10 protein-coding genes are annotated in these 10,803 nt (G+C 39.7%); all 10 read right to left on the minus strand.

Annotation, left to right across the window (positions count from 1 at the left end):
- Positions 1–91 precede the first annotated feature (91 nt).
- Positions 92–670, minus strand: coding sequence for a hypothetical protein (locus LD39_RS01050; protein WP_035541910.1), 579 nt, complete (start codon positions 668–670; stop codon positions 92–94).
- A gap of 15 nt (positions 671–685) precedes the next feature.
- The gene (locus tag LD39_RS01055) at positions 686–1,786 is read right to left on the minus strand and encodes a lysozyme family protein (protein WP_035541913.1); all 1,101 of its coding nucleotides are present in this window, start codon (positions 1,784–1,786) and stop codon (positions 686–688) included.
- A gap of 2 nt (positions 1,787–1,788) precedes the next feature.
- Entirely contained in the window at positions 1,789–3,711 is a 1,923-nt protein-coding gene (locus LD39_RS01060) for a VirB4 family type IV secretion system protein (protein ID WP_035541914.1), read from the minus strand.
- A gap of 3 nt (positions 3,712–3,714) precedes the next feature.
- The gene (locus tag LD39_RS01065; protein WP_035541916.1) at positions 3,715–4,374 is read right to left on the minus strand and encodes a hypothetical protein; all 660 of its coding nucleotides are present in this window, start codon (positions 4,372–4,374) and stop codon (positions 3,715–3,717) included.
- Positions 4,375–4,581 (minus strand): hypothetical protein, encoded by a 207-nt coding sequence (locus tag LD39_RS01070; RefSeq protein ID WP_035541918.1) that lies wholly within the window; start codon positions 4,579–4,581, stop codon positions 4,375–4,377.
- The gene (locus LD39_RS01075; protein ID WP_035541920.1) at positions 4,565–4,879 is read right to left on the minus strand and encodes a DUF5592 family protein; all 315 of its coding nucleotides are present in this window, start codon (positions 4,877–4,879) and stop codon (positions 4,565–4,567) included. The genes LD39_RS01070 and LD39_RS01075 overlap by 17 nt, the downstream gene beginning before the upstream one ends.
- 35 nt (positions 4,880–4,914) lie before the next feature.
- Positions 4,915–6,834: a pLS20_p028 family conjugation system transmembrane protein gene (locus tag LD39_RS01080; protein ID WP_035541921.1), complete on the minus strand. Its 1,920-nt coding sequence runs from the start codon at positions 6,832–6,834 to the stop codon at positions 4,915–4,917.
- Positions 6,835–6,865: 31 nt separating this feature from the next.
- Positions 6,866–9,355 carry a VirD4-like conjugal transfer protein, CD1115 family gene (locus tag LD39_RS01085; RefSeq protein WP_052158672.1) on the minus strand — a complete coding sequence of 830 codons (2,490 nt, stop codon included), beginning with the start codon at positions 9,353–9,355 and terminating at the stop codon, positions 6,866–6,868.
- Between the two features lie 13 nt (positions 9,356–9,368).
- Positions 9,369–10,388 (minus strand): hypothetical protein, encoded by a 1,020-nt coding sequence (locus tag LD39_RS01090; RefSeq protein ID WP_231572495.1) that lies wholly within the window; start codon positions 10,386–10,388, stop codon positions 9,369–9,371.
- Between the two features lie 104 nt (positions 10,389–10,492).
- Positions 10,493–10,756: a hypothetical protein gene (locus LD39_RS01095; protein WP_035541924.1), complete on the minus strand. Its 264-nt coding sequence runs from the start codon at positions 10,754–10,756 to the stop codon at positions 10,493–10,495.
- Positions 10,757–10,803: the final 47 nt, after the last annotated feature.

The raw sequence follows: 10,803 nt of genomic DNA on the forward strand, positions 1-10,803 counted from the left end.
AACAAGAAAAAAAGAAGCGCCATAGCCATGACGCTTAGTCCAATAAGATATTTTTTTGAGGTTCCTTCCGTGATGTGTTTCGTTTGTTTCTTCATGAATAGCCCTCCTCTTCGACGTCTTGAAAATCTGTTATCATCCAGTGCCCTTCTTCTCTATGAGCATTTATTCTGAGAAACACAGGAGACACCTGTTTTTGATCACTCTGCAAAGAATAGAGTGTGTGTTTAAACTTAACTAATACGCTAGCTTGATTGTTTGTGAGATTTCCTGTTTTGAAGAATATTTCTACTTCATCCACCTCCGTTTTCCTGTCTCCTTTATAGGTCTCTGTAGGAAAGAAGGTTGAAGCTAAATCGTTGCTCATTACCTTGTGAGCTTCTTTTTTCCTTTCTTGATAGGTCTCTTTATCCTGTTTAAAAGCAACGTCTATAAACGTAGAAACCTGCTTCACTAAAGCGTCATATCTCGCTTGAATGTCAGCAGGTTCCTGTTTTTGTAACGTCATCTCTAATTCGGTTTTTTCTTCCATAACCTTTTCGTTTTTCACCTTTAATTGATGCAAGCTTTCCTGTAGATCATCACTCGATGCTGTGCGTGCAGCATATATGTTAACCGATGTGAGAACGATTAACAGAACGACAAACAGGCCAAAAAGAACACGTCTATCCATCAACGTTCTCCTTTCTTATAGTCCAAGATAAGGGGCAGGATTTACATCAGAACGATACTGTTTTTTGGTCCGAACTTCGAAATGTAGATGGGGACCTGTAGAGTTTCCTGTCGAACCACACTTGCCTACTTTTGTTCCTTTTTGAATCATCTCCCCGTTTTGTACACTTATCGTATACAAATGAGCATAGTGACTATAAAGTCCCTCTTCATGTTTCACAAGAACGTTATTTCCATATCCAGAGTTTTTTCTTACCACACCAACCACTTGACCGTTATCTACGCTTTGAATAGGCGTTACGGCGTTCGTACAAGCAAAATCAATCCCTCTATGCATGTCCGGTGTTCCATCAAAGGGATCTGAGCGCATGCCGTAATCAGAGGTTTGTGTGAGTGCTCCTTCAACGGGCATAACCCAATCTCCCGTAGGTTGTAAATCTGCTTCAATAACTCCACCTTTAAGGTAACTTAAAACGGCCTCAACATAACCAATATCCCCATAACAAGCTCCTGTTTCTGCCGACTCAGGTCGAATGCAGGAATACATGCCTGTATGCTTCAATTCCTGGTACTTCATTCTAGAAAATTCGATCGCTAACTCTTTGCTGTATTCTCCATTGTTGTGTTCGTTTGCGTAATCAATGAACCCTCCACCGAAGTTATAAGCTTGGAGGGTTAGCTTAATATCTCCCCCTGCTTTCTCCAGCATTTCAGAGAAGTATCGGATCCCGACATTAATGCTTCTTTCAGGATCCTCTATCGTGTTTGGAGGTAGACCGAGAGACTCACTTGCTTGCATCACATCATCAAGACGTCCACCAGATTCCTGCATCGTTTTGGCCAAGAGAAGCTCCACATACTTGGACACCCCATACTTTTCAGCATATTCTTCAAACAGAGGACGGTACTCTTCTAGTGCGGCTGAAACTTGCGCTGTTCCATTTACCACATCAACGGACCTCACGTCCTCACTGGAGGAAGACTTTTGATAACCGATTAACCCTGTAATGACTGAAGCATACAAAAGCATTTGTAGAAGGAAAAGAGCTGCCAGAATACCAATCAACCAAAGCCATAATTTCCGAGGGACTAACCCCAGGAGGAGGGACCAAGGCATTCTTATGCACCTCCTCCAAACAAGGCTAATTCTTCGTCCGATACCTCTACCTTGAAACGAATGTTTTCAACCGCACGGATGCTTAACATCGTCTCCCCTGTTTGTAGGTAAGGGATATCTTTTAATTCACTTTGGCTTAATTGCCCCATGAATATTTGCTGCATCATCTCTAAGTTGTTACTATCTTGCTGCATAATAATTTTGTATTGGGTCAGTTCAAAAAGCTTCTTGATTTCCTCTACCATACTCTGATCCGAACCCTCAGGAACAAAATCACGAATGGTGTGACTGGCATAGAGAAGAGCACCAAAATACTTCCTGGCCTCCCGGCTAAACTTTGTAAGAAAATCAAGAGCACTCTCACTTTTCTTCTTTGTATTAATGATGTGGTGAGCTTCATCCATCAAGATGAGATATCGTACAGCGTCTTCAAAAGCTAATTCTCCTCGATTATAAGCATCAAACTGAGGTGAACCGTTCGTTAGCATGGAGTCCCATAAGAGGTTGAGTACATTAAACAATTGCGCTTGGAAAACCTCTGCCCTCATTTGCGATAGGCCCCTCAGGGTAAAAGTAACGACCTGTTGCTCATCAAAGTGTTCGATGGTTGAGACTCCATTGAAGAGATGCGCGTAAGTCTCTACAAGGTTACGAATGTTTAATTCGATGCTTTCCAGGCGTCGTTTCCTTTCCTGACTCAACTTCTCCTTTTGCTTCCCTTCTTTGATATTTTCATAGAGTTGTTCTTCGATAAAGGCAAGAAAATCGGTGAAGATAGGGTACTCATGGACAGAAAGTTCGGTTATATTTGAATTGGAATCATCGTTCCATAAGCCAAGCTTTTCATAGAGCTTTCTTAATAGATTTTCATATTCTTTCAATTCACTATCATTCGCTTCAGGTGCTAAGAATTTATAGAATGTCGTCAACTTTGATAAATGCTGAGTAAAGGACGTATATTCGTCCTCTGCCGTTCGATACACCTGCAAAGGGTTGATGACCCCATCTGAACCATCGAGAGCAATTTGCTTCCCGCCTAAAGCTTCCGTTAACTCCACAAATTCTCCTGTGACATCAAACGTCCGGACCTTATATCCTTTAATTGCATTATCCAGCATGATTTTCTTAAGCGTAGTAGATTTCCCTGCCCCCATCGCTCCGACCATGACTCCGTTATAACTTTTACGCTGCTGGTCTCTATGAAAAAGATCAAAGACGACGTTTCCACCGGTGAGTGTCGTGCCATAGAATGTACCGTAAGGATCGTTTAAGCTAGTAAAATGAAAAGGAAAGCCACCTGCTAACCCTAGTGCGGGTATCGGATGACCTTCCCTCTTGTTTCTATAAGTGGATTGTTCTGTATAATTGGTGAGTAGTGATCTCCATTCGAATTCCTGTTCGTTTAAGAAGATGGATCCTCGAAAATTCTCGTCCTGTAACGTCGATAAGACGACTTTCACTTTGTCTTCCAGCTCTTCTCTTGTTGGTGCACTTACATAATGCCTAAGATGAACACGTTTAACGATTTCTCCTTCTTCAGACACCTGATTGTACAGCTGCCGTAAATCATCATAGTTATTTTGCGCTTCTATAATACCTGCATTATCTTTTTCATTAATCATTCTGGAACTCTGTTCAGCCATCCCTTTGTTTAATCCATCTCGGACTTTGTAACGATCGTCAGAGACAATATCCATCGTAGTAATGACATTCTCCATATTGAAAATAGGCTCTAACCAAAAGTCTGAAACATTTTTAGGGAAGGAATAGACATGGACACAAACTTCATAACCGTCTCCTTTCCGGGTAAAGGTTTCGTGAAATTTAATTCCTCCTTGCGGTTGGATATGGGCCATTAAGAAAGGGTTATATCCTTTTTCTTGTGTTTCTTCGGCATCACTTTTCTTTTTTAAAAATGAGAACATTCCTTAACCCCTCTTTTCTAATTTAGAGTTTTGATTGTATAGCTTATAGAGCAAATCAAGCTTCTTTTCATCGGTTAACTCAATGACCGGAGCGACTCGTCCAAGATAACGCCGACAATTGTTTCTATACTCAGCAAGCTGTTTAAGGCTAGTCGCATAAATATATAAATAAAATTCTCTATTCGTCCGGTAGGTCTCTAAAAAATGCAGCTCCTCTCTTTTTCTAATTAAAAAGCGCTCATAGAGAGGCGCTTTGTTTTGAGCAATCTTGTAATTAATCGCATCCAGTTGTTTTTTCATATTAACCGGAAAATTCATAGATACGATCTTGATATCCGGCGCATATGATTGAAAGAACTTAGCCATCTTCATGATGTCGTACTCGGTTTCCTGGGTAGATGGAGAATAAATATCTTTACTCTGAAGTTGCATCACGTCCATATAGCCCGTGTCTCCTTTTAATTGAAAGGATCCTTCTTCGGTCATGTCCTGAATAGGAAGAATCTCAGCTATGGATGGAATGGCCACCTCTCTCTTTTTCTTTTTAGCGTTCGACCTTTGCAGCTTCTTGTTTTTCTCAGTAGTTTTTCGTTCATCAAAAAGAGCCATTTTTTCGGAACTGTCTTCTTTAAAGAAAGGGTGGCCTTTCTTATTCTTCTTCATTTAAAGTCCTCCCTCATTTTTCTTTCCTGCTACTTCATGAATCAGGTCAAAAAATACGCCGACCGTCTCATTCTCCCATCCAGACAACCACCGAATCTTCCGTGCTTCTATTTTTGTTAAGTCTCGTCCAAGCTGTTCTTCAAGAAGTGCCTTAAACTTTCGAAACGCATATTCTTCATCATTTAACTCTTCATATTTGATCACCATTCCTACCATCCTCCCTTTCTTTTTTATCGATGGCACAATAAGCAATCCGGTCCCTTGTGACAGCTAAGAACAAGGCTTTGACCATACGCAGTTTAGGGTTCGTTTTGGGTCGGATCAACAAAGCAACCATCAATATGATCCAAAAAATCGCATAGTACCAAACGAATGAAAAATGAACGACATATCGGAATGTAAAGCCTATGCCGCCTAAGATGAGTACCACAAGTAAGTCTGTAAGATAAAATAAACGGTTGATCTTCAACTCACTTCCAATTTCGGATGGTATCTTGTATTGCAATAAAAACCCTCCTTCATAAAAAAACGCGAACCAACTTAAGACTCAGGCCCGCGTTTCTTAATTTTATTTATCCAGTTCTCTGTAGTGTTTCGAGATAAGTTATACGTCCGTTTTGCACTCTGAATCTTAGGATTATGATTGAATCGATCACCAAGGCGATCTTTCATATAATTCCCTATCGTTCGCTGCTCTGTTCTATATTGATTCGGCATCGGAATGTCATCTGTACTTTCTGGAGCTTTCACACCTGATGATTCTGTTATTGTGCTTGCAGCTATTTGGTCTGTCTCTTCCTTAGGTTCATTATCGTTCGCATCTAAACGTTCGCTTCCTTTTTCACTACTACCTATATTTCCTTGTCTATTTCCTTGTCTTGTTTCTTTCATAGGTTTATTAGAAAAAGGTTGCTCATAGCTGTGGTTTGGAGATGGGACATCCAATCCTCCTGGGGAGCCTTCTTGTAGAGAGGCCATAGAGGATCTCTTCTCCGGAGAAGGCTGTGATTGCCCCTGATTTTCATGGGTAGCAGGACTATTTATTTCCTCAGATCTTCTGGTTCCCTTTCCTTCCAAAGAACCTTTTTGGCTTTTCTGATTGTATGTCATTGGACTTGGCTCTTTCTTTTGCGAGTTTCCTTGAATTCTATTTCCTTCTTTTGAAGAGCTAGATGACGGATCACTTTTTCCATTTGTCTGCGCTTTTCCTTCACCTTTGCGCCCATAGATACCAGCGGCTGCTCCAGCTGTTCCGGCACCTGTATTCATCAAGGCTGATACACCACCACTTGTAATAGCTCCTGCAGCTTTCTTCACGGGAGGTCCAAGTGTTTTAGAAGCTAGGTAACCACCCATCGCAACATGCCAGGCATTTTTCAATCCAGCATCAATTCCAAAGAGTTTTTGCACGATATTAGGACCATCAATGACAGCCAAACTTCCTGCAATTAAAGCAATCAGATACCCAAGTCCTTCAAGATTATTATTTATAAAATTTGTGTAATACATATACACACGTAAGCTTAAGAAAATCATGATAAGCGAAGCAAAAATGCTTCCAATATTCTTAATGATCGCTTTCAATCGCTGGCCCGTGGATATATCCGAATACGCCATAATTAGGGCCACGATATGATTAAAGCCAAGCTCAAAACAGAGCTTGGCTACTTTAATCGATATTAATATCATGGTAAAAGCCATAACGGAAAGAGTTACGATGGCAGTAAACCAATCCACATGCCACCGGTAATAATTTTCTGGAAGGAAATCAAACAGACTACTTTTTCCTAACTCAACAAGCCCTTCTTCGCCATTTGATTCCAATCCTACTTTGTTCATTACAATCTTTTGGGCTTTATTTGATAGGCTATCGCCATTAGATTTTTCAAAACTATCGTCAATAGTTTCATTAATAGATATTTTATCAATTGAGTCTGGGCTTATATGATGTTGTTTTTCTACATCTGGATCTGTCCAGTCTGTTTCTTCATAAATGACTATGTCTGTAATATGGTCTTCCATTACTCGATCGGAGGTGGTAAAAGAATCTGTTTGTACTTTCGCTACGTCCATCGCATCTCCAGTAAAGTCATTCACTTTCCCCATTCCAAAAGACAACAGAGTAATCGTCATGATAGATATAAATAGGTTCATTGGAATGTCAGATCGATTCTTTTCTTTATTAAAGATTAATCGAAAGCCGATCATTCCCAATGAGATGGCCAGCATAATATAGAGAGCAGGCTGGATGGTTTCGAGAAAGTTAGTCACGGGATCGCTCAAAAAGAAATCCGTTAAGGTTAAGACCTGATCAACCATTCCTTCCAGACCATCAACAATCATTTTCAAAAATAATATCGTTCCCCACCCTACGATCCTTAACCCAGATGTAAAGATATTATTCGTTGATAAGACTTCGGAAAACCTTAACAATATCTCTAACAGCTCTTCATCAGACACTCCATCACCACCTTTATTTTTTTCCCATTTTTCATCCCTGCTCCACTGGTGTTTCCTGTTCTTCAATTAACCTATCTATTTGTTTGCGAATGTGACTATACACTTGTCGGTTAATTTCTTGATGATCGCCTAACAGCTTAAAGTTATAAAGAAAAGCTTCCATAGGTTCCTCATTCATTTCCTCCTCACTGTGTTCTAGATGAGGAGCAATTTGTTGATGGATCAGGGAGAAAGTGCTTTTATCAAAGAACTCACCGACTTTTTCCTTCCTCCACCATTCCATAGGTTGTTCTGAATCACTGAATGGTCCATTTTGTGAGTGATTTTCCATATCCTCTACCGCCTCGTCTGTCTGTGCTTTATTAGAATAGTCAGTTTGAAAATCAATAACTAAGTCTGCTGGATGAACATGGCGGTGTGGGGTAGAAATCTCTTCTTCCGTAATTGATCTACCTGGACGGAATTCTGAACTAAGATACGTGTGAGCATATTTCATACTGTATTTTCCTGTATTATAAATAGGAAAGGCACGAATCTTTCTTCCTTTCTTATCACGACGTAATAGCACACGTCGCACTACCGTATCTCCTTCCTCCAATTCCTGCAGTTCATTGGCCGTTAGAAGGTCTCTTCCTTCCGTACTTTCCGTTTTCGACTTATCCAGGGAAAAGGTAGATCCAGACCGTGTTTGAGTATTTAACGTTTGCTTTCCTAACTTGGAAGAAAAATAGGAAGCAGAATCATAGTCCGCACTCAATATATAAATTTCATTTCCGCAGTTACCTCGGATTGTGGCTTGCCCATCTTCTCCATACAAATCTTTTAATTGAGCATAGGATTGAACAACTAAGTGAAAACGAATGTTTCTTCCCAAACATACTGTGATTTTATTTTCCATATCTGCTATTGCAGGCATATTTCCGAACTCATCTAACATAAAGACCACTTCTCGTAAGCATTTTTGTCCTTTGGCAATGGCTGCATTTTTGGATAATACATAATACATTTGGCTAACGAAAATAGACGGTATAGCATGAGTAGACGTATCATAATCGGGTGTAACCATAAACACAGCAATAGGCTTATTGGAGTTAATAATTTCTTTTACTTCCATAGTGCTACTAGCAGAAATATAAGAAAAGGAAACCTTGCCCGTTTCCTTCTTTACTTTGTCAATCCGAATCGTCGAGCTATCCTTTTGAACTTCTTTAACTTTTGAAGATCCAGGAGCCAAGTCTTGAGAAATAACTAAATGATCTCCGACCTCTAATGAGGTTTTAAAGTTAATGGTCCATGTCCCACTCTCTCCTGATTGATTGATTTCAGTGGTTCCATCCGGAAATGAAATCATTACTTTGGAAAAAGGGCGACCTCGCCCCTTAATACTTTGACCGAAGCCCACTCTTTTTAAATCTAAAGAGTTTTTTGCTGTCATTTTAGCTGTTTCACTCATTGTGAATTTCGTCAATCCATTCATCGCTGTCGTAAAAATGCTTGATCGAGTATTCCCTTTGGAAAAATTACTCGTTGCATATTGACCTTTCGCTACATGGGATTGGGGTAGTTCTTGGAAGAATTGATCCAATGCATTGTATTCTTGGCCATCTTCATCCATTTCATTTCTAGTCCCTAACTCTGAGAGCATGTTGGCGACCGTGTACATCGTAATTTTCTCTTCCATCCCTTCGGTTATGCTTTTCTCTGTAACCGCAAGGATCATAGCATTCACAAGTGATTTAGCTGAATCATCCCACATAGGTTCTTTAGCATTCGGATTGTGGTAAAGCATATGAGTAATGGTTTCGCAAAGAGTTTGAGCTGTAGAATAATCCCCATCCTTATAAGATTGTTTTACCAACTCTAGCAAATTGAAGCTCATGCTTTGCATGGGATTCATTAAGTTTAAGACCTCAACCTCATAACCTCTTCTCTCCAGCGTCTCCCGGCTAGAAGCAAATAACTCGCCTTTAGGGTCATTGATGACTAAAGAGGGCTGATATTCAGCACGAGAATAGGCATCTATGGTTGGAATAACATAGGTTTGGCCCTTACCACTCCTTGTCGTACCAATAATTAGATTATTGACAGGTGACGGATCAATAAAAGCTTTGTCCCCTTTTCTAGATAACACAGGGCCTCCTTTACCTTTATATGGTTGTTTTCGATCAGGAATGGCCCTGTACTGTTGTTGAATTTCTTTTCTCGTTGCAAATCTCTGGGAACCTTTTTCGTCCGTGCCTACGGGTTTAAAGTTACTTCTAAGTTTGTAAATCATGTTGGCTATACCGACTAAGCCGATTAAGGCCGCTATTCCATAGTAGAAAGGTTGTTCTTGCATATGAAAATCTGTCAAAAATGAAGCTTTAATTTCTATTGGTTTACTGAATTCTGGGAAAGTCTTTAAGGTTGACCACATGGCATATCCCAAATTCCATACGAAAGTACTGACCAGCATCGTGGATATAAAAAAACAGATGCTTAGAAGAATAAGCACCTGTTTTTTAGCAATGACTGATTTCAAATGAATCACCCTCTTATATATTGTTCTTTTGGCCCTCCAGCTCATCTTGTTGTTCCTTAAGCGAATCGATTTTAGATTGATTTTGATCTTCCGACTTTTTCTCTGTTTCTATTTGGCTGTTTATCTTCGTCAACTGTTCCACAATTTCTTGATACTCATTAATCTTTTTATTCAGTTCATCATTTTTCGCTTCACTGGCCATCTTTTTTGCATCTTCCAATTGACCAAGCCTCAAATAAGCGATCCCCTTTTGTTTATACAGTTCAGGAGACATCGCCATATCTTGAATATCCACCGCCTGTTTGTATTCCCCATTATGAAAGGCTATTTTAAATTCACCCAAAGGACTTGGATAAGCTTCTTGAAATGAAATCAATTCTTCCAGACCATGAACTTTCATGACTTGCTCAGCCAGTGAAGAAGAGTTTTTCTTGCCCACATATTGCAAAGCTTGATCATACTTTTTAAGTTCCACCAGAAAATGAAGCAATGTTTTGCGCTCCGATTCCGTTAAGGTTTCCATTCCTTGTAACTGATCAACAGCTTTTTTCTGCTGACCTGTCCAATAACCTTCATAAGCCGTTTTTACATTCTCCGTTTTTTCCAGCTCTTGTGTTGTGGCTCTTAGATCTTTGCCTTGATTGCTTAGAAGTATAAAAAGAGTGATGGATGTAACTATGGCTACCACTAATGTGGTACTGATCATACTCACAAAAAATTTGCCACGCTTACCAAGTTGCTTCCAACTCGATTTTTGTCCTTCCTTTTCTTTCAATACTCCTGTCATATCAATTTGATAAGATGCTGGTGTATTAGAAGTTAATTGTTGAAGAAAGACATCCCTTTTTGTTTCTTCATTTTTATTTTGCATGGGTAACTCTAAAAGCTTTTGACAAACATGGTCATAAATATTTGATGTTCCTTCTGCTCCCATTTCATATGAGCCGTTGTACAGCTTGTCTCCTTCTTCATTAAATATCATGAAATCTAGCAGAATTGGCTTGGCATTTTTCTTCTTTAATTTAGCATCCAATTTTGCTGTTAGAACGACAATTTCCTGGAAGGAATAAGGGTGAAAGCTCGAAATTTCACCATCCATTTTTGATGTGAATAATACCCTCATGAACCTACACTCCTTTAAAAGATCACCTGACTGTCAATGTATTCAGCGATAGCTGTAGCTCCCATTAGAACGACAAGTCCAACGGCACCACCAATGAACCACACGATAGAGCTTTGGCGACCTCTAACTCCACCCCATATAAGATGGTAGGCTCCTATACCAAAAGCAATGGCAGCCGAGATAATACCCAAAAGCTGCATGGCGGTTAAAATTGATGCCCCAGTAGATTGTAAATTACTAATGGCAGCAAGCATGGAATGATCTGCAAAGTACTTCATTAATATCTCCCCTTATTAAATATTTTTGTTGTTGTTTTCTTCATCCA

Origin of the sequence: Halobacillus sp. BBL2006, assembly GCF_000786645.1 — a bacterium.
Classification (GTDB): Bacteria; Bacillota; Bacilli; order Bacillales; family Halobacillaceae; genus Halobacillus.

Excerpts from the sequence above, each read along its gene's own strand:
- LD39_RS01055 (WP_035541913.1), bottom strand. The coding sequence starts at position 1,786 with ATGCCTTGGTCCCTCCTCCTGGGGTTAGTCCCTCGGAAATTATGGCTT.
- LD39_RS01050 (WP_035541910.1), bottom strand. The coding sequence starts at position 670 with ATGGATAGACGTGTTCTTTTTGGCCTGTTTGTCGTTCTGTTAATCGTT.
- LD39_RS01060 (WP_035541914.1), bottom strand. The coding sequence starts at position 3,711 with ATGTTCTCATTTTTAAAAAAGAAAAGTGATGCCGAAGAAACACAAGAA.
- LD39_RS01095 (WP_035541924.1), bottom strand. The coding sequence starts at position 10,756 with ATGAAGTACTTTGCAGATCATTCCATGCTTGCTGCCATTAGTAATTTA.
- LD39_RS01065 (WP_035541916.1), bottom strand. The coding sequence starts at position 4,374 with ATGAAGAAGAATAAGAAAGGCCACCCTTTCTTTAAAGAAGACAGTTCC.
- LD39_RS01070 (WP_035541918.1), bottom strand. The coding sequence starts at position 4,581 with ATGGTGATCAAATATGAAGAGTTAAATGATGAAGAATATGCGTTTCGA.